Source organism: Cellulomonas sp. H30R-01, from assembly GCF_010119915.1.
Classification (GTDB): domain Bacteria; phylum Actinomycetota; class Actinomycetes; order Actinomycetales; family Cellulomonadaceae; genus Cellulomonas; species Cellulomonas algicola.
On sequence record NZ_CP048210.1, the window covers coordinates 3,140,963 to 3,167,903 of the forward strand.

Annotated in this window: 22 protein-coding genes; 10 read left to right on the plus strand and 12 right to left on the minus strand. The window is 75.2% G+C overall.

Going from position 1 to position 26,941, the window contains the following annotated elements; translation table 11 throughout:
* Positions 1-57 precede the first annotated feature (57 nt).
* The 8 genes from GXP71_RS14045 to GXP71_RS14080 form a co-directional block, all read right to left on the minus strand.
* Positions 58-1,467: an MFS transporter gene (locus tag GXP71_RS14045; RefSeq protein ID WP_162353153.1), complete on the minus strand. Its 1,410-nt coding sequence runs from the start codon at positions 1,465-1,467 to the stop codon at positions 58-60.
* The gene (locus tag GXP71_RS14050) at positions 1,464-2,603 is read right to left on the minus strand and encodes a histidinol-phosphate transaminase (RefSeq protein WP_162353154.1); all 1,140 of its coding nucleotides are present in this window, start codon (positions 2,601-2,603) and stop codon (positions 1,464-1,466) included. Before GXP71_RS14050 ends, GXP71_RS14045 begins: the two co-directional genes overlap by 4 nt.
* Positions 2,600-5,629 carry an FAD/NAD(P)-binding protein gene (locus GXP71_RS14055; RefSeq protein WP_162353155.1) on the minus strand — a complete coding sequence of 1,010 codons (3,030 nt, stop codon included), beginning with the start codon at positions 5,627-5,629 and terminating at the stop codon, positions 2,600-2,602. The genes GXP71_RS14050 and GXP71_RS14055 overlap by 4 nt, the downstream gene beginning before the upstream one ends.
* Positions 5,626-6,789 carry an alanine--glyoxylate aminotransferase family protein gene (locus GXP71_RS14060; RefSeq protein ID WP_202924252.1) on the minus strand — a complete coding sequence of 388 codons (1,164 nt, stop codon included), beginning with the start codon at positions 6,787-6,789 and terminating at the stop codon, positions 5,626-5,628. The genes GXP71_RS14055 and GXP71_RS14060 overlap by 4 nt, the downstream gene beginning before the upstream one ends.
* Positions 6,786-7,922, minus strand: coding sequence for a phosphonopyruvate decarboxylase (gene aepY / locus GXP71_RS14065; RefSeq protein ID WP_162353156.1), 1,137 nt, complete (start codon positions 7,920-7,922; stop codon positions 6,786-6,788). Before aepY ends, GXP71_RS14060 begins: the two co-directional genes overlap by 4 nt.
* Positions 7,919-8,863: an isocitrate lyase/phosphoenolpyruvate mutase family protein gene (locus GXP71_RS14070; protein ID WP_162353157.1), complete on the minus strand. Its 945-nt coding sequence runs from the start codon at positions 8,861-8,863 to the stop codon at positions 7,919-7,921. Before GXP71_RS14070 ends, aepY begins: the two co-directional genes overlap by 4 nt.
* A gap of 240 nt (positions 8,864-9,103) precedes the next feature.
* Positions 9,104-10,459, minus strand: coding sequence for a class I tRNA ligase family protein (locus GXP71_RS14075; protein WP_162353158.1), 1,356 nt, complete (start codon positions 10,457-10,459; stop codon positions 9,104-9,106).
* Between the two features lie 5 nt (positions 10,460-10,464).
* The gene (locus GXP71_RS14080; RefSeq protein ID WP_162353159.1) at positions 10,465-10,830 is read right to left on the minus strand and encodes a cupin domain-containing protein; all 366 of its coding nucleotides are present in this window, start codon (positions 10,828-10,830) and stop codon (positions 10,465-10,467) included.
* Positions 10,831-11,048: 218 nt separating this feature from the next.
* Between GXP71_RS14080 and GXP71_RS14085 the strand changes: the two genes are divergently transcribed.
* Both GXP71_RS14085 and GXP71_RS14090 read left to right on the plus strand, forming a co-directional pair.
* Positions 11,049-11,720 (plus strand): hypothetical protein, encoded by a 672-nt coding sequence (locus tag GXP71_RS14085; RefSeq protein WP_162353160.1) that lies wholly within the window; start codon positions 11,049-11,051, stop codon positions 11,718-11,720.
* 117 nt (positions 11,721-11,837) lie between these two features.
* Positions 11,838-12,446: a hypothetical protein gene (locus tag GXP71_RS14090; protein ID WP_162353161.1), complete on the plus strand. Its 609-nt coding sequence runs from the start codon at positions 11,838-11,840 to the stop codon at positions 12,444-12,446.
* 61 nt (positions 12,447-12,507) lie between these two features.
* Here the strand turns inward: GXP71_RS14090 and GXP71_RS20665 are convergent, their stop codons facing one another.
* Together GXP71_RS20665 and GXP71_RS14100 are read right to left on the minus strand one after the other, a co-directional pair.
* A complete protein-coding gene (locus tag GXP71_RS20665) occupies positions 12,508-12,588 on the minus strand; it encodes a hypothetical protein (protein WP_370521017.1) in 81 nt (26 codons plus the stop codon).
* A 117-nt stretch (positions 12,589-12,705) separates the two neighbouring features.
* Positions 12,706-15,288: an ATP-dependent Clp protease ATP-binding subunit gene (locus GXP71_RS14100; protein ID WP_124342158.1), complete on the minus strand. Its 2,583-nt coding sequence runs from the start codon at positions 15,286-15,288 to the stop codon at positions 12,706-12,708.
* A gap of 287 nt (positions 15,289-15,575) precedes the next feature.
* Between GXP71_RS14100 and GXP71_RS14105 the strand changes: the two genes are divergently transcribed.
* From GXP71_RS14105 to GXP71_RS14130, 6 genes are all read left to right on the plus strand, one after another.
* Positions 15,576-16,352 carry a Cof-type HAD-IIB family hydrolase gene (locus tag GXP71_RS14105; protein ID WP_238402757.1) on the plus strand — a complete coding sequence of 259 codons (777 nt, stop codon included), beginning with the start codon at positions 15,576-15,578 and terminating at the stop codon, positions 16,350-16,352.
* 41 nt (positions 16,353-16,393) lie between these two features.
* Positions 16,394-16,780: a DivIVA domain-containing protein gene (locus GXP71_RS14110; RefSeq protein ID WP_162353163.1), complete on the plus strand. Its 387-nt coding sequence runs from the start codon at positions 16,394-16,396 to the stop codon at positions 16,778-16,780.
* A 69-nt stretch (positions 16,781-16,849) separates the two neighbouring features.
* Positions 16,850-17,254: a RidA family protein gene (locus GXP71_RS14115; protein ID WP_162353164.1), complete on the plus strand. Its 405-nt coding sequence runs from the start codon at positions 16,850-16,852 to the stop codon at positions 17,252-17,254.
* Positions 17,255-17,443: 189 nt separating this feature from the next.
* Complete coding sequence (locus tag GXP71_RS14120; protein WP_162353165.1) at positions 17,444-18,556, plus strand: aminotransferase class V-fold PLP-dependent enzyme; 1,113 nt, start codon at positions 17,444-17,446, stop codon at positions 18,554-18,556.
* 252 nt (positions 18,557-18,808) lie between these two features.
* Positions 18,809-19,402, plus strand: a complete 594-nt coding sequence (locus GXP71_RS14125) for an alpha/beta family hydrolase (protein WP_162353166.1) — start codon at positions 18,809-18,811, stop codon at positions 19,400-19,402.
* A 264-nt stretch (positions 19,403-19,666) separates the two neighbouring features.
* Entirely contained in the window at positions 19,667-21,793 is a 2,127-nt protein-coding gene (locus GXP71_RS14130; RefSeq protein WP_162353167.1) for an MMPL family transporter, read from the plus strand.
* A gap of 7 nt (positions 21,794-21,800) precedes the next feature.
* On the opposite strand, the gene GXP71_RS14135 is transcribed toward GXP71_RS14130, so the two are convergent.
* Positions 21,801-22,361, minus strand: a complete 561-nt coding sequence (locus tag GXP71_RS14135; protein ID WP_162353168.1) for an O-acetyl-ADP-ribose deacetylase — start codon at positions 22,359-22,361, stop codon at positions 21,801-21,803.
* 208 nt (positions 22,362-22,569) lie between these two features.
* Between GXP71_RS14135 and GXP71_RS14140 the strand changes: the two genes are divergently transcribed.
* Together GXP71_RS14140 and GXP71_RS14145 are read left to right on the plus strand one after the other, a co-directional pair.
* Positions 22,570-23,127 (plus strand): hypothetical protein, encoded by a 558-nt coding sequence (locus GXP71_RS14140; protein WP_162353169.1) that lies wholly within the window; start codon positions 22,570-22,572, stop codon positions 23,125-23,127.
* 140 nt (positions 23,128-23,267) lie between these two features.
* Positions 23,268-23,900, plus strand: a complete 633-nt coding sequence (locus GXP71_RS14145; RefSeq protein WP_162353170.1) for a TetR/AcrR family transcriptional regulator — start codon at positions 23,268-23,270, stop codon at positions 23,898-23,900.
* A gap of 111 nt (positions 23,901-24,011) precedes the next feature.
* On the opposite strand, the gene GXP71_RS14150 is transcribed toward GXP71_RS14145, so the two are convergent.
* Positions 24,012-26,276: a glycoside hydrolase family 3 C-terminal domain-containing protein gene (locus GXP71_RS14150; RefSeq protein ID WP_162353171.1), complete on the minus strand. Its 2,265-nt coding sequence runs from the start codon at positions 26,274-26,276 to the stop codon at positions 24,012-24,014.
* Positions 26,277-26,941 lie beyond the last annotated feature (665 nt).

Genomic DNA, 26,941 nt, shown 5'->3' on the forward strand with positions numbered 1-26,941 from the left:
GCGCGCGGGACGCTGCGTGCGGGGCGGGCGCGGAGGGCGGGCGTGGGGCGGCTGGCGTCAGGCCGGCTCGGCGCGCGGGACGCGTCGGGTCAGGCCTGGTGGGCACGCGACGAGGAACGCGAGCGCGACGGCCGCGAGCACGACGGCGACGGCCGTGAGCGCGCCGCCGACCCGGTCGACGAGCTCGGGACCGGCGGGGACGGGCCCGGCTCCGGGACGGCCCGCGTGCACGGCCCATCCGGCGAGCGCGACGCCCAGCACGCCGCCGGCGTTCCGCACGAGGTTGCTGGTGCTGGTCACGACGCCCGCCCGGGGCGCGCCGGCCAGCCGCAGCAGCGCGATCGTCGCGGGGGTGAGCGCGAGGGTCGCGCCCGCGCCGACCAGGACCAGCGCGACGGGCCGCACGGGCGACGAGGGGTCGAGGCCGACGCCGACCGCGAGCCCGGTGCCCGCGGCCATCGCCAGCAGCGCGCCGCCGACGAGCAGCCGCTCCGGGAACCGCTCGGCCAGGCGGCCCGCGACGAGCCCGACCGCGCACAGCGCGACGGTGAGCGGCAGGAACGCGACACCCGTCGCGAGCGCGCTGCGGCCGAACGCGGCCTGGTCGCTGAGCGGCACGAGGAACACGAACGCGTAGAGGCCGGCGAAGGTCGCGCCGCCCAGCAGCAGGAGCACCGTGACCTCGGAGCGCGTCACCAGGTCGGTCGGGAGCACGGCGTGCGGGCGGCCGCGGCCGCGGCGCAGCAGGAGCCCGACAGCCGCGACGAGCACGACGACCGCGAGCGCCGGTCCGAGCGGACCGGGCGGGACGTGCTCGACGACGAGGACGGCAGCGGTGAGCAGGGCGGCGGCGAGCACGACGACGCCGACGACGTCCGCCCTGCTCGGGAACCGTGGCCCGACGGGGGCGGACCGGCGCACGGCGAGCAGCCCGCCGCACACGACGACCCCCACCGGCACGTTCAGCCAGAAGATCGACCGCCACCCGGCGGCCTGCACGAGCACACCGCCGACGAGCGGCCCGACCGCGAGCGCGACGGCACCGATCGCCGACCAGAGCGCGACGGCGTGCGACCGCGCCGGTCCGGCCGGGTGCACCGCGGCGACGAGGCCGAGCGACGCAGGGACGACGACGGCCGCCCCGACGCCCTGCGCGGCGCGGCCGGCGAGGAGGGCCCCCGCCGTCGGTGCGAGCGCGCACGCCGCCGAGGCGGCGGTGAACACCACGACGCCGACGACCGCGACCGGGACGGGCCCGAACCGGTCGACGAGCGGCCCGGCTCCGACCAGCCCGACGGTGAGGGCGACGGTGTAGGCGTCGAGCACCCACTGCAGCGCGCCCAGCCCCCCGCCGAGCTCGGTGCCGATCCGGTCGAGCGCGACGTTCACGACCGTGACGTCGAGGAAGAGCATGAACGTCGCGGCGGTGAGCAGGCCGATCCCGGCGCGGGCGGCGCGCGACGTCACGGGGCACCCTCGGACGTGACCGCCTCGAACGCCGCGCGGAACGCCGCCATCTCCTCGGGCGTCCCGATCGAGACCCGCAGCCGTCCGGGCCCGCCGATCTCCCGCACCAGCACCCCGCGCACCACCAGGCCCTCCCAGACCGCGCGGGCGTCGTCGAACGGTCCGACGAGCACGAAGTTCGCGTCCGAGTCGGGCACCGTCCAGCCGCGTGCGCGCAGCCAGCCGACGAGGTCGTCGCGTCCGCGACGCAGCGCGTCGACCGTGCGCAGCTGCTCGGTCCGGTGCGCCAGGAGCGCGCAGCCCGCGGCCTGCGTGAGCGCCGACAGGTGGTACGGCAGCCGGACGACCCGCAGCACGTCGACCACCGACGGGTCCGCCGCGAGGTAGCCGACGCGCGCACCGGCGCCCGCGAAGGCCTTGCTGAGCGTCCGCACGACGACCAGGTGCGGGTGCCCGTCGAGCAGCTCGACCGCGCTCGGCACACCCGCGCGGCGGAACTCCGCGTACGCCTCGTCGACGACGACCAGCCCGGGCGCCACGTCGAGCGCCGCGGTCACCGTGGCGAGCGGCAGCGCGGTCCCCGTCGGGTTGTTCGGCGAGGCGAGCACGACGACCGCGGGCCGGTGCGTCGCGAGGTCGTCGACGAGCCGCGCGGGGTCGACCCCGTACCGCTCGTCGCGCGGCTCGCACCGCCACGCCGTCCCGGTGTTCCGCGCGTACTCCGGGTACATCGGGTACGTCGGCCCGTACGACAGCAGCAGCCGACCGGGCCCGCCGAACGCCTGCAGCAGCTGCTGCATGACCTCGTTCGACCCGTTCGCCGCCCACACCTGCCGCGCGTCGAGCGGCACGCCCGTGTCGGCGGTCAGGTGCCCCGCGAGCGCCGTGCGCAGACGCGTCGCCTCGCGGTCCGGGTACCGGTGCAGGCCCGTGGCCGCCTCGGCGACCGCGCGCGCGACGGCCGCGCTCGTCGCCGGGTCGGGCGGGTACGGGTTCTCGTTGGTGTTGAGCCGCACGGGCACGTCGAGCTGCGGCGCGCCGTACGGCTCGTGCCCGCGCAGCTCGGGCCGGACGAGGTCGTCGATCCGGACCGCGGCGGCGGGGACCGCGGCCGGCCGGATGTCGGACGCCGTCATCCCGGCACCCCGGCGGGCTCGGTGACGGCGGGACGGGCGCTGCTGGCCCGGACCAGCGCGTCGAACGACGGCACGTCCACCGGCCGGTCGCTGCCGACGAGGTCGAGGCACGCGCGGACGGTCTCCTCGACGTACCGGCGCGCGACGACGGGGTTGCGGTTGAGCCGGTGCGTCGCGGCGGGCACCTCGACGAGCCGGACGTCCCGGCCGTCGTCGGCCAGCCGGCCGGCAGCGGCCCGCACGCGCGTCACGTCGACCCACGGGTCGGTGTCGCCCGCGACGAGCCGGACCGGCACGGCCACGCGCGCGAGGTCCTCGACCGCCTCGTCGTACCCGTGCAGCCCGTGCGTCCGCGCGTCGTGCACGAACCCGTCCCGCACCTCGTAGCCGAGCACGTCGACGGTCGGGGGCAACCGGTCCAGCTCCGCCTCGACGAAGTCCGTGCCGATCACCTCGCGCAGCGTCGCCGTCACGTCGAGCACGGGCGTCACGAGCACCGCGCCGCCCGCCGGGGCACCGCTCGCGAGCGCACGGACCGCGGGCCGGGTCGCGAGGCTCACCGCGACGAGCAGCGCGCCCGGGTAGAGGTCGAGCACCGCCGCGACGTCCTCCGCCTGCGCCGACAGCCGCGTCCCCGCGACGTCGCCGCTGCCCGAGCCGACGTGGTGGCGGAAGTCCACGCGCACCGTCCGGAAGCCGTGCCGGTGGAGCGCGTGCGCGAACGGGAACATGCTCCGCGCGGTCCCGCCGAACACGGGTGCGACGACGACGTCGCCCAGGTGCTCGCCGTCGCTCGGCGCGTCGACGAGCAGGCCGATCTCGCCGTCGGTGCCGACCGCGTGCCGGGTGGTCGTCGTGCCCATCGTGGGGGTCCTCTCGTCGGGTCGTGCCGGGGGGCGCACGACGGTCGCGCCGCGCTGCGGGGCCGGGTGGCGGGCCAGCAGGTCGTCGACCCAGCCGACCGTGTCGCGCATGACGTGGTGGTCGCGGCCGGGGCGCATCGCGGAGACGAGGAACGAGCGCTGCCCCTCGAGCACCGGGCCGAGCACCGTCACGCGCGGGTCGGACGTGCCGTCCGCGCGGACCGGGTGGTGCCGGTCGTCGACGCGCACGCCGCCCGGCCGGAAGGTGTCCGCGCCGGAGCCCGTCGCCCACAGCGACGCCGCGCCGCGCTCGACGAGCCGCCGGTAGAGCGGGTTGAGGTCGGTCCGCACGTCGAGCCGCGGCACCCACGCGTCGACGAGCACGTCGGGGACGGCGCCGAACGCCTCCACGGCGGGCGCCGGTACCGCGCACGGCCCGCGACGGCCGCCCGCCGGGCCGAGGTCACGGTGGTCGGGGTCGCGGTGGTCGTCGAAGGCGCGGTGGGCGACGGGAGCCCGCTGGGCGACGTGGGCGACGGGGTCGTCACGGTCGGCCCGGTCCTCCCGGTCGACGCGCACGAGCCCCGACCGCAGCAGCGCCGCGACCCGCGCCATGACGTCGGGCGACGCGCCGTTCGCGAACCGGTTGTGCCACGGCACCACCCGCTCGACGAACCGGCGGTGCGACGCGGCCGTGAGCCCGCCGTCGTCGACGGCGGCCGAGATGACGCCGCGCAGGTCCCGCCACACGCCGTTGCGCGCGGTGAGGTGCGGGCTCACGCCGACGCCCTGCCGCGCGCGCAGCACGTCGAGGTCGATCACGTCCGCCAGGTCGTCGCCCGTCGCGAGCGGGTCGACGAGCACGTCCCAGTCGAACCGGTCGGCCTCGTCGACGTCACCGGTGTGCGCCAGCAGGAGCCGGGCGAGCGCGTCGGGGCGCGCGTCGTCCCCCGCACGAACCGCGGCGTCACCGTCCACGAACGCGTCGACGACGTCCCGCACGCGAGCGGCCGCGTCGCGCGCGGCGTCGAGGCCGCGCAGCGTCGCGTCGTGCTGGAACGCCATCTCGAGGACGACCAGCGGCAGCAGGTCGCGCTCGACGTCGAGCTCCCCTGCACCGCCCTCGACGCCGGCCCGTGCGCCGCCGCGCGACCGGCGCAGCCGCGGCAGGACGTCGTGCCGGAGGAAGCGGCCGCCGCGCGCGTCGACGAACGGGCTCACGGTCGACAGCACCGCGGGCCGCGCGTAGGGGAACACCCCCGAGCCGCTCGTGCAGTGGATCGCCGACGGCTCCGCGCCGGACCGCAGGTACGTGAGCCGCCCGCCGGGGCCCCGCGCGAACCGGCCACCCCGCCCCGCCGTGAGGGCGATCAGCACGTCGAGGGCCGTCATGCCCGTGCCGACGAGCGCGACGCGGGACCCGGGGGGCGCCTCCGCGACCGAGCCGGGGCCGTCCAGCGGGTACGCGCGCGTGACGTGCACGGCCGCGTGGTCCCCCGGTCCGGCGCACGGGTCGGCCGCCGGGTGCGCGGGTCGCGGCGACCCGTGCCCGGTGACGAGCAGGACGTCGTCGACGGTCCACGTGCGCCCGTCGGCGGCCACGACGTCGAGCGGGCCGTCGGGCCACCCGGGGGCCGCGCCCTCGCCGTGGGCGGACTCGTCGACGGGTCTGCCGCTGGCGGCCGCGCGCTCGGGGGCGTCCTGCGCGTCGCGGAGCTCGACGACCTCGACGGCGTGCCGGTGCACGACCGCGCACCCGGTGCGCTCCAGCTCGGCGGCGTACCGGGCGAGCCGCTCCTCGAGCGCGGCGCCGTGCACGGCTCGCGGCGGCCACGCCGCCGGCTCCTCGGGGACGCCGTCCGACCGCTGCGCGATCCACCGCGCGAGCGTCGGACGCTCGGAGGGCGGGCGCAGCGGACCCGCGCCGGTCACGGTCTCGTCGGCGGCGAACGACACCTCGTCCGCGGTGCGGTTGAGGACCGCTGTGAGCGGCTGCCGCGGGTCGTGCACGGACCCGGCGCCGAACCGCCCGGTCCGCTCGAAGACATGCACCTCGAGCGTCCGGCCGGCCGTGAGGGCGTCGGCGTGGGCGCCGAGGCGTTCGAGGGCGTACGTCGCGCGGGGACCTCCCCCGACGACGGCCACCCGCAGGGGACGCGTCACGTCGCCACCGGTGCGACGGCGTGCGACAGGCCCGCGTGCCGCCGTTCCCGCTCGTGCCGGGTGCCGGCACGCGGTGCGCCGGCGACGACCTCGTCGAGCGCGGCGAGGAACCCCTCGACCTCGTCCTCCGTGAGCGTGCCCATCGTCGCGACCCGGAACGCCTGGTCGCGCAGGTGCTCCTGCGACGCGTACACGACGTAGCCGCGCGCCCGCAGGCCGGCGTGCAGCTCGGCGTACCCGAGGCCGGGCGGCAGGTCGAGCGACGTGAGCGAGGACGCGCGCTCGGCGGGGTCGAGGTGCACCGCGTACCCCCGCGCGGCCAGCCCGTCGCGCAGCAGGTCGGCGAGCCGCCCGTACCGGGCACGTCGACCGGCCACGGTCTCCGTGCGCAGTCGACGCAGCGCGGCCTCGAGGGCGTAGAACGTCGGGACGGCGGGTGTGAAGGCCGGGACGCCCGCGCGGGCCTGCGCGCGGTGGTGCCGACCGAGGTCGACCGTGTACCCGCGGCCGGGGCGCCCGTCGAGCGCGTCGAGCAGGTCGGTGCGCGCGGTGACGAACGACAGCCCGGGCATGCCCTCGAGGCACTTGTTCGACGTGCCCGCGAGCCAGTCGACGCCCTGCGCCGCGACGTCGACCTCCTCGCACCCGACGCTGCTCACGGCGTCGACGACCAGCGACCGGCCCGCGTCGGCGACGACGCGCGCGATGCCGGCCAGGTCGTTGAGCATGGCCGTGCTCGTCTCGTGGTGCACCAGCGTCACGTGCGTGACCTGCGGCTCCGCGGCGAGGCGCGCCGCGACGTCGCGGGCGTCGAGCGGACGGCCCCACGGCACCTCGCACCGGCGGACGGGGATGCCGTGCGACTGCGCGATCTGCCGCATGCGCTCGCCGTAGTGCCCGTTCTCGAGCGTGAGCACGACGCCGTCGGGTGGCACGGCGCTCGCGACGGCCGCCTCGACCGCACCCGTCCCGGAGGACGTGAGGACGACGGTGTCGTGCGTGCCGGTGCCGCCGCAGAGGTCGGTGAGCTCGTGCCGGACGCGCGCCAGCAGGTCGCCGAAGTCGGCCTCCCGGTGGCACAGGTCCGGACCGCCGAGCGCCTCGCGGACCTCGTCGGCCGTCATCACCGGCCCCGGGTTCAGCAGCACGACGCGCGTCACGGCAGCACCTCCGACGCGAGCGCGGCGGTGAGGCGGCGGGCCGCGTCGGGCGGCTGGACCGACGGCCGCGGCAGGTCCGGGTCGGTCCCGGGGCTCACCGGGACGTGCACGAACGTCGTGCCGGTCGCGCCGAGCACCGCCTCCGCGACCGCGGCCGGCGTCGTCGCGCTCCGGGCGTCGCCGTACCCGCACGCCCGCGCGACCCCCACGAGGTCGACGTGCGCGGACGACGTGCGCTGCCCGCCCGTCGACTCGTACGACCCGTTGTCCAGGACCAGGTGCACGAGGTTCGGCGGCTGCACCGCGCCGATCGTCGCGAGCGCCTCGAGCCGCATGAGCGCCGCCCCGTCGCCGTCGAGCACGACGACGCGCCGGTCGGGCGCGGCCGTCGCGAGGCCCAGCGCGACGCTCGACGCGCACCCCATCGACCCGACGACGTACAGGTTCTCCGGGCGGTCCCACCCGGCGGCGAGCTCACGCGCGGTGTAGCCGGTCGTCGCGACGAGCACGGTCTCCGGCCCGACGGCGTCGACCACGGCACCCAGCACCTCGGCGCGCAGCGGCGGACGGCCGGCGTCGCCGTCGGCGGGCGGTCGCGGCACGGCCTTCTCGAACGTGCCCTTGCGCACGACGAACGCGAACGGCCGACCGGTGGCGTCCAGGTGCCGCAGCGCCTCGTCGACGCGCTCCCCGAGGACCACCGGGTCGGACGGGAGGATCTCGTGCCGCACGCCCATCGCGTCGAGCAGGTCGGGCGTGATCTCGCCCATGAGCCGGTGCTGCGGCTCGTCCGGGAACCCGGGCTCGCCGCGCCACGTGACGAGCAGCAGCACGGGCACCTCGAGCGTGCTCGCGAGCGACGTCAGCGGGTTCACGGCGTTGCCGAGCCCGGAGTTCTGCATGACGACGACGGGCCGTCGCCCGCCCAGCCGCGCGCCGACGGCGATCGCGACCGCCTCGCCCTCGTTCGCCGCGGCCAGGTACTCGACGTCCGCGCCGTCCTCCATGCGCCGGATCGCGGGTGCCAGGAACGAGCACGGCACCCCGACGACCGGCCCGAGCCCGCGGGCCGCGAGCACGTCGAGGAACGCGTCGGCCTCGAGCACCGCGGGCGCGTCGACGAGCGTCGTCACGAGCGGTTCGCCAGCGGCGCGGCGGCGAGCGCGTGCTCGACGCCCGCGGCGTCGTGCCGGCGCTCCTCGTCGAGCATGTCGCGCAGGCCCTGGAGCTCGAAGACGTCCTCGACGGTCGCGATGTCGTCCTCGAACCGCGACGTGCGACCGTCGCGCAGGATCGACGAGAACGTCTGCGACACCGCCGTGATGAGCGCGCGCAGCCCGTGGTTCGCGTACACGACCATCTTCGCGCCGGCCTCCTCGAGCTCCGCCGCGGTGACCGTGTGGTACGTCGTCGGCACGACCACGACGGGCAGCGGCGACGACCAGCGCTCGAGGAACTGCAGCACCACGTCGGGCGAGCGGTCCTTGGCGTGGATGAGCACCGCGTCCGCGCCCGCCGCCTCGTACGCGTGCGCCCGGGACAGCGCCTCGTCCAGGTCGTGCCCCGCGATGAGCGCCTCGATGCGCGCGATCACCAGCAGGTCGCCGGTCCGCGCCGCGGTGGCCGCGGAGATCTTGCCGCAGAACGCCTCGACCGGGAGCAGGCTCTGGTTGCTCGCGACGAAGCTGTTCATCTTCGGGAAGAGCTTGTCCTCGATCGTCACCGCCGAGATCCCGGCCGCCTCGTACCGGCGCACCATGTGCATGACCTGCGGGACGTTGCCGTATCCCGCGTCGCAGTCGGAGACGACGGGGATGCGCACCGCCGACGCCATCGACGCGGACACGCTCAGCAGGTCGCTCATCGTGAGGATGTCGGCGTCCGGCACGCCCTGCGACGCCGAGACCTCGAGGCCGCTCGCCCACACGCCGTCGAAGCCCGCGCGCTCCGCGAGCCGGGCGCCGAGCGGGTTGTGCGCACCGACGATCCGCACCAGGCCGGGCGCGTCGAACAGCTCGCGCAGCGTGGTCCGGCGGGCGGGGAGGGGGACGGCGGGGTGGTCGGTGCGGGTCATGGCGGACGAACCTCCTGAGGAGTGGCGTGCTCGGACGGCGGCAGGGCGCGGTGCCGCCCGGGGCGGTGCGCGCCGGCGGCCGCCGGGTGCGGTGCGGTGCTGGGTCGCGACCGGCGTGCGTGGTCGCGGTGCTCGTGGGTACGGCGGTGCTCGTGCGTACGGCGGTGCTCGTGCGTGGCGGCGGTGCTCGTGCGTGGCGGCGGTGCTCGTCGATGGGCGACGGGCGCCGGGGTGCGGCGGCTACGCGAGCTGCAGCTCGCGGCAGACGTGGGCGAGGTACCCGTCGATCGCGTCCGCGTCGTCGCCGCCGACGGCCCGGGCGCGCTCGCGTCCCTTGTCGAGGACGTCGACGAGGCGTTCGACCGAGAACGCGTCGACGGCGACGAGGTCCGCGAGCCGCGCACGGACGACGTCGAGCTCGCGTGGCCCCGCACCGGCCGGTGCGACGCCGACCGGTCGTGCGGGGCTGAGGCGCGGCCCGTCGTCGGCGAGCTCGCGCGGCGCGTACTCGGGGCACGACCGGGCGAGGCGGGTGCGCAGCACCTCGACCGGCGCGGTCCCGACCAGCTCGTCCGCCCACACCACGTTGCCCCGGCTCGACGAGATCTTCGCGCCGCGCAGGTGCATGAAATGGTTGATCTTCACGCGCGACGGCACCATCGGTCGAATGACGAGCGCCTGCGCCAGGGCGGTGAACAAGAACACGTAGTAGTAGGTGTTGTCGACGCCGAAGAAATAGATCACGTCGGGGTCCCGACGATTCAGCTCCGCCACGGCCTCGGAAAAGGGCAGCCGGGTGTCGACGCCGCATTCCTGGAGCAGGCACCACGTGTGGTGGAAGAAGATCTCGACCCACGGGTTGAGGACCAGCCCGGAGTCGTCGACCGCGATGCCGTACGGCGACTCGAACTGCCACAGCGCGAGGTGCGGGCCGAGCCGGTCGAACAAGGCCGACGCCCGACGGGACGCCCCGTGCCGGTGCCGCATCGTGTCCTCGACCGCCGCGACGGCGCGCGCGTCGAACGACAGGAAGCGGGCCGTCGTCGTGCCGCCCGCCGCCGTGCGGCACTGCGTGCACAGCAGCCCGAGCGCGCCGTCGACCTGCTGCGGGAGCGAGCAGTTCTCGCACACGTTGAGGTACGCGTCGTGCAGGCAGCCGGTGCACGCCGACCGCGCGTACGCCTCGAGCTGCGTGCGCCCGCAGCCCTCGCACCGCGGCACCTCACGCTCGACGACCGTCACGACGTCGGTGAGCGCCTGCACGCCCTCGCGCAGGAAGCGCAGGTAGTCCGGGTCGCGGTTGTCGCCGAACGCGTCGTGGCGCAGGGCGTACGCGTCGAAGTCCGCACGGATCCGGCGGGTGTACTCGCGGGACAGCGCGTCAGGCTCGGCGCCCACCTCCACGGCCTTCTTCGCGACGTACGACTGGTACGTGTCGACGTGGCTGACGTGCCGGATCTCGCGGTCCTCGAGCAGCCGCACGAGACGGACGTACAGGTCGGCCCGCAGGTAGGGGCCGCCGACGTGGCCGACGTGCAGGGCCCCGTTCGGGGTGGGCGGCGGGGTGAAGACGACCGTCGGGGCGGGGCGCACCATCGCCGTCAGGCCACGGGTGCGGGCTCGCGCACCGCGCGCCACCAGATGCTCAGCAGCCGAGCGGTCCCGGTGCCCGCGTTGGTGAACGCGTGCGCCTGCCCGATGTGCGCGAGCCCCATGTCGCCGGTCGTGATGCGCTCGCGCCGACCGTCGAGGTAGAAGTCGACGTCGCCGTCGAGGACGAGGAAGACCTCCTCGACCTCGGGCTTGTTGACGTGCTCGCGGATCGTCTCGCCCGGCTCGAACACCGAGATGGCCGCGCCCATGGCCTCCTTGCCGGGGCTCGTCTGCGCGAAGGTCTCCGCGAAGCGCCGGACGAGGACGTCGTACTCCGGCTTGTACTTGTCGGTCGAGTTCCTGTCGATGTGCACGCTCGTGCTCCCCCTGCCGTGCGAAAGAAAGGACGCCCGTCGGCCCGGGAAATGCACCGGCACCGCGTGGCGTCACGGCACGTTAGCGAACAATCCGGACAAGTGGCAAGAAAGGGTCATCTCGCGTCCACCTCCGCGTGGACGATCGTCCAGATAATGCGCTCGCGACTCGCACCGGCCCGCCCCGACGACGCACGGCGGCCGGTACGGTCGGGCGCGTGACGATCCTCCTGGGTGGCGCGGCCAGCCCGATCGGCTGGTCCGTGCAGCTCGTCGACGTCCCCGCGCGGGACCTGCTCGACGAGCTCGTCCGGTGGCGCACCGGTCTCGGGCACCGGACCGAGGTGTCGTCGCCACGCCCGTACCCCGACGTGCTCGAGGACCTCACGCCGTTCGAGTCGCCGTGGACGCGCGAGCTCGTGCTCCCGTGCGGGGACCGCTGGTCGGCGTACCTCAACAACGGCCGGAACGGCGGTGACCCGACCGCATCCGCACGTGCGGTCGCGGCGCGGCTCGACGCCCGGTGCGTCATGGCCATGCACGCGCCGCGGCACGGACCCGGGCACCAGTCGACGCAGCTCTGGGTGCACGGCCCCGGCGGGGAGGGACCGTCGCGGCACGTGCGGACGCTCACCGCCGACGCCGCCGACGGTCGGTGGTCGTGGTACGCGCTCGGTGAGCCGTTCGACTTCGAGGACACGGACCGGTACACCGCACGTCGGGTCCGCGACCGGTTCGACCGGTCGCTCCTGCTGCGGTACCTGGCCGCGCTGGGCATCCCGGCCGACGACGACGCGAGCTACGGCCCCGGCGTGATCGTCCAGGAGCTCGTCGACCACCCCGTCCACCGCGAGACGCTCGAGGAAGCCCGACGGTCGCTCGCCCCCTGACGAGCCCCGCACGCCGACGGTCGCTCGCCCCGTGACGGGCCCCCGCGCGCGCCGGCGGCCGGCCCCGACGCACCGTTCGCCGGGCCCGACGGAGCGGACCGCCCTAGCATGCGGCGCGTGCCTCGCCTCTACGCGACCCCGGGCCCGACCCTGCGGCGGCAGGTCACCGGCGACGTCGTCGCCCTCGTGGTCGTCGCCGCCGCCGTGTGGCTGGCGGTCCGCGTCCACGGGGCGGTGTGGCACCTCGCCGATCCCGTCCGCAGCATCGGCTCGGGCGCCGACGGGATCGCCGACCAGCTCGCCGCGGGGCGCGACGGCGTCGCGGACGTCCCGCTCGTCGGCGAACCGCTCTCGGCCCCGCTCGACGGCGCGTCCGACGGTGCGGCCGCGATCGCCGCGGCGAGCTACGAGCAGGTCCAGGCGGTCGAGCGGCTCGCGCTCGTCCTGGCCGTCGCCGTCGTCGCGGTCCCCCTCCTCGTCGCGCTCGTCGCCCGGATCGGTCCGCGCGTGCGGTGGTGGCGCCTGACGCGCGACGTGCGCCGGCTGTCGTCGGCGGGACGGCCGGGCGACCGCGTGCTCGCGCTCCGTGCGCTGACGTCCGCCGCACCGCGCGACCTGCTCGCCGTGCACCCCGACCCCGCCGCCGCGTGGGGTGACGACGACGCGCCCGTCGTCCGCGATCTCGCGGCGCTGCACCTGCGCACGCTGGGCGTCGCCCGGCGATAGCCCGCGCGCGCGGCGCCACCTGGTCCTGGGTCGACCGGCCGCGAGCGCCACGGGGCCGGGGTCAGCGCGCGAGCCAGCCGCCGTCCACGGGGAGGACCGCGCCGTGCACGTCGTCCGCGGCCGGCGAGCACAGGAACACCACCGCACCCGCGACGTCCGCGGGCGTCGCCCACCGGTGCGCGGGGATGCGCGCGAGTGAGACGCGAGGAGGCCCGGCCCCCTCGTGGGGACCGGGCCTCCTTCCATCAGGCGGTCGGCGTCAGGCGCCCAGCGGCTGGGTGCCCGTGCCGCCGTCGCCGGCGCCGGAGATCGGCGGGGCCGCCGGGACGTCCGTGCCGGAGCCCGGGGTGCCGACGCTCGCGCCGACCGGGACGGGCTCCTTGCGCAGACCCTTGGCGATGCCGCGGAAGATGAACTCCCCGAGCAGCCCCTCGCCCTCGGCGTCCACGACGACCAGCTGGCCGCCCTTGAGCTCGCCGAACAGGATCTTCTCGGACAGCGCGTCCTCGATGTCCCGCTGGATCGCACGGCGCAGCGGCCGGGCGCCCAGGACCGGGTCGTAGCCCTTCTCCGACAGCAGCTTCTTGGCCGCCGGGGTGAGCTCGATGCCCATGTCCTTGTCGCGCAGACGCTTGTCGAGCTTCGCGACCATCAGGTCGACGATCGCGAAGATCTCCGGCTGCGACAGCTGCGGGAAGACGACCACGTCGTCGACGCGGTTGAGGAACTCGGGACGGAAGTGCGTCTTGAGCTCGTCGTTGACCTTGGCCTTCATCCGCTCGTAGGACGTCGACAGGTCGCCACCGGCCTGGAAGCCGGTCTGGAGGCCCTTGGCGATGTCCCGCGTGCCGAGGTTGGTGGTCATGATGATGACGGTGTTCTTGAAGTCGACCACCCGGCCCTGCGAGTCGGTCAGGCGACCGTCCTCGAGGATCTGCAGCAGCGAGTTGAAGATGTCCGCGTGCGCCTTCTCGACCTCGTCGAACAGGACGACGGAGAACGGACGACGGCGCACCTTCTCGGTGAGCTGACCGCCCTCGTCGTAGCCGACGTAGCCGGGGGGCGAGCCGAAGAGCCGCGACACGGTGTGCTTCTCCGAGAACTCGGACATGTCGAGCTGGATCAGCGCGTCCTCGTCACCGAACAGGAACTCCGCGAGCGCCTTGGCGAGCTCCGTCTTCCCGACGCCCGTGGGGCCGGCGAAGATGAACGACCCACCGGGACGCTTCGGGTCCTTGAGCCCGGCGCGCGTGCGGCGGATGGCCTGCGACAGCGCCTTGATGGCGGCGTCCTGGCCGACGACCCGCTTGTGCAGCTCGTCCTCCATGCGGAGCAGGCGGCTCGACTCCTCCTCGGTGAGCTTGAACACCGGGATGCCCGTGGCGTTCGCCAGCACCTCGGCGATGAGCTCCTCGTCGACCTCCGCGACCGCGTCGAGGTCGCCGGACTTCCAGGCCTTCTCCTTCTCCTGGCGCTTGAGGCCGAGCTGCTTCTCGGCGTCGCGCAGGCGGGCGGCCTTCTCGAAGTCCTGCTCGTCGATCGCCGACTCCTTGTCGCGGCGCGTCTCGGCGATCTGCTCGTCGAGCTCGCGCAGCTCCGGCGGAGCCGTCATGCGGCGGATGCGCAGGCGTGCGCCGGCCTCGTCGACCAGGTCGATCGCCTTGTCCGGCAGGTAGCGGTCGTTGACGTACCGGTCGGCGAGCGTCGCGGCGGCGACGAGCGCGGCGTCCGTGATGGACACGCGGTGGTGCGCCTCGTAGCGGTCGCGCAGACCCTTGAGGATCTCGATCGCGTGCTGCAGGTTCGGCTCGGAGACCTGGATCGGCTGGAAGCGGCGCTCCAGGGCCGGGTCCTTCTCGACGTACTTGCGGTACTCGTCGAGCGTCGTCGCACCGATCGTCTGCAGCTCGCCGCGGGCGAGCATGGGCTTGAGGATCGACGCGGCGTCGATCGCGCCCTCGGCGGCACCCGCACCCACGAGGGTGTGGATCTCGTCGATGAACAGGATGATGTCGCCGCGCGTGCGGATCTCCTTGAGGACCTTCTTCAGGCGCTCCTCGAAGTCACCGCGGTAGCGCGAGCCGGCGACCAGGGCGCCCAGGTCCAGCGTGTAGAGCTGCTTGTCCTTGAGCGTCTCGGGCACGTCGCCGCGGACGATGTCCTGCGCGAGGCCCTCGACGACGGCCGTCTTGCCGACGCCGGGCTCGCCGATGAGCACCGGGTTGTTCTTGGTGCGGCGGGACAGCACCTGCATGACCCGCTCGATCTCCTTCTCGCGCCCGATGACCGGGTCGAGCTTGCCGTCACGCGCCGCCTGCGTGAGGTTGCGACCGAACTGGTCGAGCACGGCCGAGCCCGAGGGCTGACCCTCCTGGGGGCCGCCGGCAGCGACCGGCTCCTTGCCCTGGTAGCCCGACACCAGCTGGATCACCTGCTGGCGGACGCGGTTGAGGTCGGCGCCCAGCTTGTTGAGCACCTGCGCGGCGACGCCCTCACCCTCGCGGATGAGACCGAGCAGGATGTGCTCGGTGCCGATGTAGTTGTGGCCGAGCTGCAGCGCCTCGCGCAGGGACAGCTCGAGGACCTTCTTGGCCCGCGGCGTGAACGGGATGTGGCCCGACGGCGCCTGCTGGCCCTCGCCGATGATCTCCTGCACCTGGGCGCGGACGGCCTCGAGGGAGATGCCGAGCGACTCCAGGGCCTTGGCCGCGACACCCTCACCCTCGTGGATCAGACCCAGGAGGATGTGCTCGGTGCCGATGTAGTTGTGGTTCAGCATCCGCGCCTCTTCCTGGGCGAGGACGACGACGCGGCGGGCTCGGTCCGTGAATCTCTCGAACATGTGCACTCCTCACGAGCGACGTGCTCGCCGGGTACCCGGGGCGGCGGCCGGTGGGCGACGACGAGCGGCGTTGTTCGATGCTAACCACAGGGGGTACCCCCCACTGCCCGTGTTCGCCGCAGGCGTGAAAGGCGACCCGGACGGGCGGTCCGTCCGGGCACGTGCCTGGCGTGACGCGGGCCGGCACGCGGCGGTTTGCGAGGATGGGCCGGGTGAACGTCGACTTCCCCGTGCTCGAGCCGCCCGTCCTCGACGAGGTCCCCGACGTGCGCCTCGTCGCGCTCGACATGGACGGGTCGCTGCTCGACGACGACAAGCGCGTGCACCCGACGTTCTGGCCGCTGCTCGACGAGCTCCTCGCGCGCGGCGTCATGGTGTGCCCCGCGAGCGGCCGGCAGTACGCCACGCTGCGGGCCCAGATCGGCCGCGACGACCTCGTCTACGTCGCGGAGAACGGGGCCTACGTGGTGCGCGGCGGGGTCGAGGTCGCGTCCGACACCCTGGCGACGGCCACGGCGCACGACGTCGTCGACGTGGTCCGGGCCGAGGCCGTCGCCGGCCTCGACGTCGGGACCGTGCTGTGCGGCAAGCGGTCCGCGTACGTCGAGCGCACCGACGAGCGGTTCCTCGCCCAGTGCCGGCCCTACTACGCGCTCCTGGAGGTCGTCGACGACCTGCGCGCCGTCGACGACGACGTGCTCAAGGTCGCCGTCTACGACTTCGGCCCCGCCGAGCGCGGCGCCGGTCCCGCGCTGTCCGAGCTGCGCCGCGAGTCGCGCGTCGTGGTCTCCGGGCAGCACTGGGTCGACGTCATGAGCCGCACGGTCGACAAGGGCGCCGCACTGCGGTCCGTGCAGGAGCAGCTCGGCGTCACGCGCGAGCAGACCATGGCGTTCGGCGACTACTTCAACGACCTCGGCATGCTCGACGCCGCGGCCTGGTCGTTCGCGATGGACAACGCGCACCCCGAGGTCCGCGCGCACGCGCGCTTCGTCGCGCCGTCCAACAACGACAACGGCGTCGTCCGCACCATCGCCGCCGCGCTGGGCATCGCGATCGGGTGACCGTCCTGGGCGCCGTCGCGTCCCGGCGGCACGAAGGACGCGTGCTGACCGCCGACGACGTCCTGCGGGTCAGGTTCGCCCGGACCAAGTACCGCGACGGCTACGACCAGTTCGAGGTCGACGACCTGCTCGACCGGGTCGCCCGCACGCTGCGTGCACGCGAGGACGCCGCACCGATGGTCGACGCCGTGACGGTCGCGGAGCTCGACGCCGCCCGTTTCGCGGTCCGCAGGTTCAGCGAGGGCTACGACCAGGTCCAGGTCGACGACCTGCTCGCCGAGGTCCGCGCGCCCCTCGCAACACCCGCCGTGCCGCGCCCGCCGGTCGCGCCCGCCTCTGCGTCCGCCCCTGCCGCTGCGTCCGGCGACGTCCCCGGCCTCCTACCGTCGAAGCCGTCCTCGGCCTGGCGTCGGCTGTTCGGTCGCTGACCAGCAGGTTTCCACGTCGTCGGACAACCCGGACGCGATCCGTCCGGTTACCGCCCTAGCGTGACTTGCATGGACACCATCACGTTCCTCCGCCCCGACGGGCTCGTGCAGAGCCCCGCGTTCTCCCACGCCGCCGTCGTCCCGCCCGGCGCGACGACGATCTACGTCGGCGGGCAGAACGCCGTCGACGCGTCCGGCGCCCTCGTCGGCGGCGACGACGTCGCCGCCCAGGTCACGAGGACGATGGCGAACCTCGTCACGGCTCTGGGCGCCGCCGGCGCGGGCGTCGACGACCTCGTGAGCGTCACGGTGCTGTTCGTCGACGGCGTCGACCTCGCCGCCGCGTACGGCGCCGCCGCTCCGGCGCTGGCACGCGAGGGCGCGCCGCCGCTGGTCACCGCCGCTCGCGTCGCGGGCCTGGGCGTCCCGGCCGCGCTCGTCGAGGTCTCGGCCGTCGCCGCCGTCGTCCGCTGACCGCCCGGCCGCTGCACGGCCCACGCCAGGGCGGGCGTCGCCGTCGACGCACGACGACCCCCGGCCGTCGCGCGGGTCGTGTGCCAAGCGGCCTCACGGTCGCGTGCGCCGCCCCACCCCGCCCTGCACCGGTCGCGAGTGGGCGGGCGGTCGTTGTGCCGCAGCGCCGCGCGGGTGACGATCGGGCGCATGACGACCGACGCCCCGTCCACGCGCACCGGCACGACGAGCTCCGCCTCGGCCGACCCGCTCGCCACCCTGCGCGCTGCGATCGACCGTGTGCCGGGGTACCTCGACGCGGCGACGTGCGGCCTCCCGCCGCGCACCACGGCCGACGCGATGCGCGCCGGGATCGACGCGTGGCAGGCGGGGCGGATCGACATGGCCGCGTACGACGACGCGGTCGACCGGTCCCGGGCGGCGTACGCGCGGATCGTCGGCGTCGACACGTCGTCGGTCGCGATCGGCGCGCAGGCGTCGAGCCTCGTCGGCCTCGTCGCGGCGAGCGTGCCCGACGGCGCCGAGGTCGTGGTCGTCGACGGGGACTTCGCGTCGGTCGTCTTCCCGTTCCTCGTGCACGCCGACCGGGGCGTGACGGTGCGTCAGGTACCGCTCGAGGAGCTCGCGGCGAGCGTCGGGCCGTCGACGGCGGTCGTCGCGTTCTCGCTCGTGCAGTCGCGCGACGGTCGGGTCGCCGACGCCGACGCGGTCGTGGCGGCCGCCCGGGCCGTCGGCGCGCTCACGGTGTGCGACGCGACGCAGGCCGTCGGCTGGTTCCCCGTCGATGCGGGCCGCTTCGACGTGACCGTCGGTGCCGCGTACAAGTGGCTCGCCGGTCCGCGCGGTGCCGCGTTCCTCACCGTCGCCGACACCGCCCGCGAGCGCCTGCGCCCGCTCTCGGCGGGCTGGTACGCGGGCGAGGAGATCTGGCGGTCGATCTACGGCCCCGAGATGACGCTCGCCGGCGACGCGCGCCGGTTCGACGTGTCGCCCGCGTGGCTCGTCTGGCTCGGCACCGCACCCGCGGTCGAGGCCTTCGCGACCGTCGACCCGCACGACGTGCGCGCGTACGACGTCGCGCTCGCGGACGCGTTCCGGGGCGGCGTCGGGCTCGGCCCGGGCGGCAGCGCGATCGTCTCGCTCCCCGACGACGACGCCGGCACGCTCCGCGCGGCCCTCTCCGCCGCGGGCTGCCGGGTCGCGGGTCGCGGCGGCGGCGTCCGCCTGGCCTTCCACGTCTGGAACGACACGGACGACGTGGCCCGCGCGCTCACCGCCGTCCAGCCCCACCTGCCCGGCTGACCCCTCCCCCCGCGGCGCGTCATCCGTCGCCCTCGCTGCCCGGTCGGTGCGGTCGGGCGGCCGACCCGGGTCTCGGTACCGCACCGCCCGCCAGAGCGGTACCCAGACCCGGTTCACGGGCCACCGCACGCCCGCGGCGCGTCGGGCGCGCAACGCCGGGGTCGTCCCGCGCCGGTCCAGCGGCGCTGGCGTCGCTGTCCGCGGACCCGCGCACGCGGACAGCGAGGGCGCCGGCGCGAGAGGGTGGGTGGCATGGGCGGGGACGAGTCGACGAGGCGCGGGCCGGTGGACGTCGCGGGGGTCGTGCTGACGCCCGGCGCGGGCGCCGACCGGGACCACCGGACGCTCGTCGCGCTGGAGGCGGCCCTCGCCCCGCTGCCCGTGCTGCGGCTGAACTTCCCCAACCGCGAGCGCGGCAGCCGTGCCCCGGACCGCCCCGAGGCCGCGGTCGCCCACCTGCGCGCGCACGCGACCGCCTTCGCGGCAGAGCTCGGGGTGGGGACCGAGCGGCTCGTCCTGGGCGGGCGGTCGTTCGGCGGCCGGATGTCGTCGATGGCCGTCGCCCAGGGGTTCCCGGTCGCGGGCCTCGTCCTGCTCTCCTACCCGCTGCACCCGCCGGGCCGGCCGGACCGCCTGCGGGTCGAGCACCTGGCCGACGTCGCCGTGCCGGTGCTCGCGGTGTCCGGCCGGCGCGACCCGTTCGGCTCGCCCGAGGAGCTGACAAGGCACCTGTCGACGATCCGCGGCCCGCTGACCACGGTCTTCGTGACCGGCGACCACTCCCCGAAGGACGACGCGGCGGTGACGGCCGCCGTGCGCGACTGGCTGCTCGGCCCCGCTTCCTGAGCGGACCCTGAGAGCGCGCCCTCGACACGTCGGGGCACCCCGACCCACGATTCGGGGGTATCCCCGATGTCCGGTCTGTCCCTTTCTGCGAGAGCGTCGTCCTCACGGGGACGCCCGGCGCGGAGGGCGCCGGGCACCCCGGACCACGCACGTCGCGCACCCCTGCGGAGCGCGCCGTCCGCACCTGTCACCGCCGCACCGCGCACCGCCGCACCGCCGCACCACGCTCCGGCCGTCCCTGTCGTCGAGACCCGAGGAACCGCCATGTCCCAGGTCGCCGGGTGGATCACCCACCGCTACGTGAAGTACGTCGTCATCGCGTTCTGGCTCGTCGTCACCGCGCTGCTGGGACCGCTCGCGGGGAAGCTCACGAGCGCGCAGGAGAACGACGCGGAGTCGTGGCTCCCCGCGGACGCGGAGTCCACGGAGGTGCTCGCGGCGGCGGCCGCGTTCCAGCCCGACGACGTGGTGCCCGCGGTCGTCGTCTACGAGCGCGACGGCGGTCTGCTCCCGTCGGACCAGGAGACGGTCGTCGCCGACGTCGCGGCGTTCGGCGAGCTCGACGGGCTCGCCGGGGACGTCGCGGGCCCGATCCCGTCGCAGGACGGCGAGGCGGTGCAGGTGATCGTGCCGATCGAGGCGCCCGACGGCTGGGACTCGCTCGGGCCGACCGTCGAGGCGATCCGCACGACCGCCGCCGAGGGCGCGGACGGCCTCGTGCCCTACGTCACCGGCCCGGCAGGCCTCGCGGCCGACCAGTCGAAGGCGTTCGAGGGGATCGACTCGACGCTGCTGTTCGCGGCGGGCGGTGTCGTCATCGTCATGCTCCTGCTCACGTACCGCAGCCCGGTGCTGTGGCTCCTCCCGGTCGCGTCGGCGGTCGTCGCGCTGACCGTCGCGCAGGCCGTCGTGTACGTGCTGGCGGACCGCTTCGACCTCACGGTGAACGCGCAGAGCGCGGGCATCCTCACGGTCCTGGTGTTCGGCGCGGGCACCGACTACGCGCTGCTGCTGGTGGCCCGCTACCGCGAGGAGCTGCGCAAGCACGGCGACCGGCACGCGGCGATGGCGGAGGCGCTGCACCGCGCGAGCCCCGCGATCATCGCCTCGGCCGCGACGGTCGCCGCCGGCATGCTCGTCCTGGTCCTGGCGACCATGAACTCGACCGCCGGGCTCGGACCGGTCGCCGCGATCGGCATCGGCGTCGCCCTGCTCGTCATGCTCACGCTGCTGCCCGCGCTGCTCGTGACGTTCGGGCGCTGGGTGTTCTGGCCGAAGGTGCCGCACCTGGGCGACGACGAGCCGACGACGCACGGGGTGTGGGCGCGGATCGGCGCACAGGTCGCCCGCCACCCGCGGCGGATCTGGCTCGCGACCGCGGGCGTGCTGGCCGTCGCGAGCATCGGCTGGCTGCAGCTCGACCCGACGGGGCTGTCCAACGAGGAGTCGTTCCGCACGGCCCAGCCGTCGATCGAGGGCGAGAAGATCCTCGAGGACCACTTCGACGGCGGTGCGGGCGCGCCCGTCGTCGTGCTGGCCGACGCCTCGCAGGCCGACGCGGTCCGCGTCGCGTTCGCCGGCGTCGAGGGCATCGACGCGGACTCGGTGGGCGAGCCCGTGGTCGCCGACGGCCTCGCCTACCTCGAGGGGACGCTGGAGTCGGCGCCCGACAGCGACGCGGCGGACGCGACCGTCGACCGCGTGCGCGACGCGATGCACGCCGTGCCCGACTCCGACGCGATCGTCGGCGGGTCGACCGCGATCGACCTCGACGCGCAGCGTGCGTCCGCGGCGGACAACCGGCTGCTCATCCCGATCATCCTGCTGGTCGTCTTCCTGGTCCTCGTGCTGCTCCTGAGGTCGCTCGTCGCCCCGCTCGTCCTCATGGGCACGGTCGTGCTGAGCTTCGGCGCGGCCATCGGGATCAGCGCGCTCGTCTTCCGCTACGCGTTCGGGTTCGGGGGCACCGACTCGTCGTTCCCGCTGTTCACGTTCGTGTTCCTCGTGGCGCTCGGCGTCGACTACAACATCTTCCTCATGACGCGCGTGCGGGAGGAGGCGCTGCGCCTGGGGCACCGTCGGGGCGCGCTCGTCGGGCTCGCGGCGACGGGTGGCGTCATCACGTCCGCAGGCCTGGTGCTCGCGGGGACGTTCGCCGCGCTGGGCACCCTGCCCGTCGTGTCGTTCGCCGAGATCGGCTTCGCGGTCGCGCTCGGCGTGCTGCTCGACACGCTCGTCGTGCGGTCGATCCTCGTCACCGCGCTCAACCTCGACATCGGCCCGCGCATGTGGTGGCCGAGCGCGCTGTCCCGTCGCCCCGAGCCGACGCACGCCCGGCACGCGGTGGACGGCCCCGACGTCGCCCGGCAGGAGCCCGTCGCCACCCGCTGAGCCCGTCTCAGCGGTGCGGTGCCCCCAGCGCGCGCTCGAACGCGTCGAGCAGCGGCGCCGAGAACAGCACGAAGCGCACGAGCGCGATCCCGCTCGGGTGCGTGTGGCCGTCCTCGTCCGGGCGCTCGGTCGAGCCCTGCCACGCACGTGCGGCGGCGACGCCGACCCGCGCGACCTCGTCGGCGTCCCACCCGTACGCACCCGCGCTCACCGCGGGGAACGCGATGCTCGTCGCCCTCACCTCGACGGCCCGCTCGAGCGACCGCGTGAAGCACGAGGCCAGGTCGGCGGTGTCCCGCTGCCCGCGGTTCCAGTTCGGGCCGACGGTGTGCACGACCCAGCGCGCCGGCAGGTCGAACCCGGGCGTCACGACCGCGTCGCCGACCGGCAGGCCGTCGGGGTACTCCGCCTTCCGCACGCGGCGGCACGCCTCCAGCAGCCGCGGCCCCGCCGCCGCGTGGATCGCACCGTCGACCCCGCCGCCGCCCAGCAGCGACGAGTTGGCGGCGTTGACGATCGCGTCGACGTCCTGCGTCGTGATGTCCCCGAGGACGGCCTCGATCTGCATGCGACCCATCCTGGGGTCGGCTCCGGCGTCGGACCAGCGGCGCGGGGGCTCGCGCGCCCGGTTTGCCCGGGTCTAGCGTGCGGACCAGGTCGCGGACGCGGCCGGGGCGGTCCCGGCGACGCGGCGACGCGGCGACCGGTGAGGTGCGACGGGCCGCGCCGCGGTGCACGGGCGGTCGCGCAGGGTCGCACGGGAGCGGGGTGACGGGGTGCCGACGAGGACGACGAGGACCACGACGAGCGAGCCCGCGTTCTCGCTGCGCTCGCTGGAGGTGCGGCACGCGATCGGCTGGGTCGTCGGCGTGCTGCTGGTCGCGGGGGTCGGCGGCGTCGTCTGGCACCTGGTCGACGTGCGCTCGACCGGCCAGCTCGGTGCGCTCGCGATCGGCGCGCTGTGCGCGGGCGGGCTGCTGCTCATCGCGGTGGGCTGCGGGACGTTCACCGCGGAGTACGTCAAGGTCACGACCACCGAGACCACGGAGTCCGACGCGACGCCCGGTGCGCGCGACGCCCCCACGGCCGCGGTGCAGGCGCTCGTGCCCCAGGTCGCGACGGGCATGGCGAAGCTGACACCGGCACGCTCGCTGATCTTCGCGGGCATCACGCTGCTGCTCGTCGCGGGTGCGGGCGCGGGGATCGGCTACACGCTCGACCAGGTCGCGGGCAACGCACCCGCGAGCAAGCCGAGCCCAGACCCGAGCGGCTCGCCGGTCGAGTCCGGGGGCTCGGGCACGACCGGTCCCGCGCCGTCCCCCGACGAGTCCTGAGCCCGTCCCAGGACCTCGGCGCCCACGACCGCTGCCGCACGCCGCACGACCGTCCCCGCCCTCGCGAGGCGTCCGGGCAGCCGACCTCACCAGGACGGACGTCGTGCTGGCGGCCGACCGCCGCGTGCCATCCTGGGCGCATGTCGACCGAGGTCAGCGGCACCCCGAGCGGCTACGCCCGCGGGCGCGCGACGCGCGAGGAGATCCTCGACGCCGCGATGCGGCTCTTCGGCGAGGTCGGCTACACGTCGGCGTCGCTGCGCGAGGTCGCGTCCCGCGTCGGCATCACCCACCCGGGCCTGCTGCACCACTTCAAGAACAAGGCGGCGCTGCTCGAGGCGGTGCTGCAACGCCGCGACGAGGTCGACGAGGCCGCGATCCGCGCCGACCGTGAGGCGGGTGTCGACTACTTCGAGGCGCTCGTCCTGCTGGTCGAGCGCAACGCGCGACGCCCCGCGATCGTCGAGCTGTTCACGACGCTGTCGGGCGAGGCCACGTCACCGGGCCACCCCGCGCACGCGTACTTCCAGGACCGCTACGCGCGCGTCGTGGGGACGACCGCCGAGATGCTCGAGGAGCGCCGCCGCGCCGGCGGACTGCGCGCGGGCGTCGACCCGCTGACCGCGGCCCGCCTGCTCGTCGCGGTCATGGACGGCCTCCAGGTCCAGTGGCTGCTGGAGGCCGACGCCCCGGGCACGCGCGTCGACATGGCCGCGGGCCTGCGCGCCGCCTACGCGGCCTTGTTCGTGCCGGCGGACGACACCGCGCGGTAGCGGCCCGCCGAGCGCCCGTGGATCGCGCCGGGCCGCGGGGCGGAGGCACCGGACGCCGGACGTTGCTGACGGCCGCCGGTGCGGCCAGAGGTGACCCCGGTCAACGCCGTGTCAGGCGTTCGCCTTCTCCACCAGCACGTCGAGCTGCTCGGGCGTCAGCGGCGACAGCCCGAAGTCGGCGAAGACGCGGGCGGGCGTCTGCGCCAGCATCGCGGCCATCGACTCGTCCATCGGCGGTGCGTCGTCGGACGCCAGCACGGCGCCGATGAGCGGCCCGCCGACAGGGTGCGCCATCCACTCGGCGAGCGTCGACCACGCGGTGAGCTCGCCCCACAGCGGCTGCCCGACGACCTCGACGGGGGCGCTGCCGCGCACGTCGCGCGACGACGCGCCGACCTCGACGACGAACGTGCCGCCCTCGACGACCCAGCGCCGGAGCCCGGGGTGCCAGTACGACAGGTCGCGCGCGTCGAGCGTGAACGTCACGGTCCGCGACTCGCCGGTCGCGAGCGCCACCTTGGCGAACGCCTTGAGCTCGCGCGTCGGCCGCAGCACGGACGCCTCGGGGTCGCGGACGTAGACCTGCACGACCTCGGCGCCCGCGCGGTCGCCCGTGTTCGTGACGGTCGCGGTCACCTCGACGCTCGCGTCCGCACCCTCGCCGAGCACCCGCGCCTCCACGTCGGAGTAGTCGAACGACGTGTACGTCAGCCCGTGGCCGAACGGGTAGGCCACGTCGACGCCGCGCGTGTCGTACCAGCGGTACCCGACCAGCACGCCCTCGCCGTACCGGACGACGCCGCCCTCGCCGGGGAAGTTGCCGAACGCCGGGGTGTCCTCGATCCGCAGCGGGATCGACTCCGCGAGCCGGCCGGACGGTGCGACGGTCCCGAGCAGCAGGTCGGCGACGGCGGACCCGCCCGCCTGCCCGCCGAGCCACGCCTCGAGCACGGCGGCGGCGCGGTCGCGCCACGGCAGCGAGACCGCGGACCCGTTGGCGAGCACGACGACGACGCGCGGGTTCACCGCGGCGACCGCCTCGAGCGTCGCGACCTGGTTGTCGGGGAGGCCCAGCCGGGGGCGGTCGTAGCCCTCGGACTCGTCGGGCCCGGGCAGGCCGAGGAAGACGACGACGGTGCGTGCCGTGCGGGCCGCCTCCACCGCGGCCGCGCGGAGCGCGTCGTCGTCGCCTGTCGGCCCGCCCGAGATCGTGAAGCCGGGCTCGAACGGCAGGTCGGTGCCCGTGGCCGCCCGGAGCGCCGCGAGCGCGTCGTCGAGGCGGGTGGGGACGACCTGCGAGGAGCCGGCGCCCTGGTAGCGCGGGGTGCGGGCGAACTCGCCGACGACGAGCAGCCCGTCGCCGCCGTCGAGCGGCAGGACGGGTACGCCGTCGACGGGGTCGTTCTTCAGCAGGACGGCACCGGCCGCGGCCGCCTCGCGGGCCAGGGCGTGGTGCGCGTCGACGTCGACCGTGCTGTCGGCGTCCGCCAGGGCCGGGAGCGCGCGGGCGATCAGGTGCAGGACGCGGCGGACGGCGGTGTCGAGGACGGCCTCGTCGAGCATCCCGGCGCGGACGGCGTCGACGACGGCCTCGTCGGGGCGCGGGCCGGCGGCGGGCATCTGCAGGTCGAGCCCGGCGTCGAGCGCGGCGACACGGTCGTGCACCGCACCCCAGTCGCTCACGACCAGGCCCTCGAAGGCCCACTCGTCGCGCAGGACCTCGGTGAGCAGCCAGTGGTGCTCGGACACGAACGTGCCGTTGAGCTTGTTGTACGCGCACATGACGGTCCACGGCTGCGCACGCGTGACGACGCGCTCGAACGCGGGCAGGTAGATCTCGCGCAGCGTCCGCTCGTCGACCTCGGCGGAGACGCGCATGCGGTCCGTCTCCTGGTTGTTCGCCGCGTAGTGCTTGAGCGACGTGCCGACGCCCTGGCTCTGGATGCCGTCGACGAGCGCGACGCCGATCTCCCCCGCGACGACCGGGTCCTCCGAGACGTACTCGAAGTTGCGCCCGCACAGCGGGGTCCGCTTGATGTTGACGCCGGGGCCGAGGAGGACGGCGACGTCGTGCGCACGGGTCTCGCGACCGAGCGCCTCGCCGACGCGACGGACGAGGTCGACGTCCCACGTCGAGCCGAGCGCCGCGGCCGTCGGGAAGCAGGTCGCCGGGACGGAGTCGAAGAGGCCGAGGTGGTCGGCGCCGCTCTGCTGCTTGCGCAGGCCGTGCGGGCCGTCGGTGAGCATCACGGCGGGGACGCCCAGGCGCTCGACGCCCTTCGCGTGCCAGAAGTCGCGGCCGGACGTGAGGGCGGCCTTCTCCTCCAGGGTGAGCGCGGCCAGCACGTGCTCGACGTCGAACGGTGCGTACCCCATGACGGCTCCTCGTCCTCGCGACCACCGGTGACGAAAACCTACCAGCCGGTAGCGAATGTGCCGAGAGCCGTGCGGAGGCCCGTGCGTCGTGCGGCGAGGCCGATGAGCCGCCGACGAGGCCCGTGCGCCGCGCGACGACGAGTCGACGCGCTACCAGGCGCCAGCACGACGAAGGCCCCTCGGTCGCTTACACCGAGGGGCCTGCCGAGAAGCCTATCGAGAGGTCCCCCCGGACGGGTGAACCGCGCGCGGCGTGTCCACACATTCCGTCCACAGCCCTGTGGGCAACCGGTGTCGGCCCTGCACGACCTGTGGACGGACCTGTGGGCGCAGCGGTGGACAAAAGTCGGCCGTCCCAGCCCCTTGCACGCCCCCAGGACACAGGACTAGAACTTCACCAACGAGCTCGACAGCACCAAGATCGCAGGTGAGAGGCCCTTTCCAGGGTGGACCACCCGCGACGAGGGCTGCCGGGCACGGGCCGACCGGAGAACGGGCGACCATCTCGACGAGGCGACTCGCCGACCTGTGGACGACGACACAGGGGTCGCAACGGACCGGAAGGCCGGACGCAGTCCTCCCGCCCGCGGCGGACCGACGGCGCCGACGCCCCCCGGGCGACGGAACCGGAGCGACGCCGGGTGACGGGCAGGAACCGCACCGTC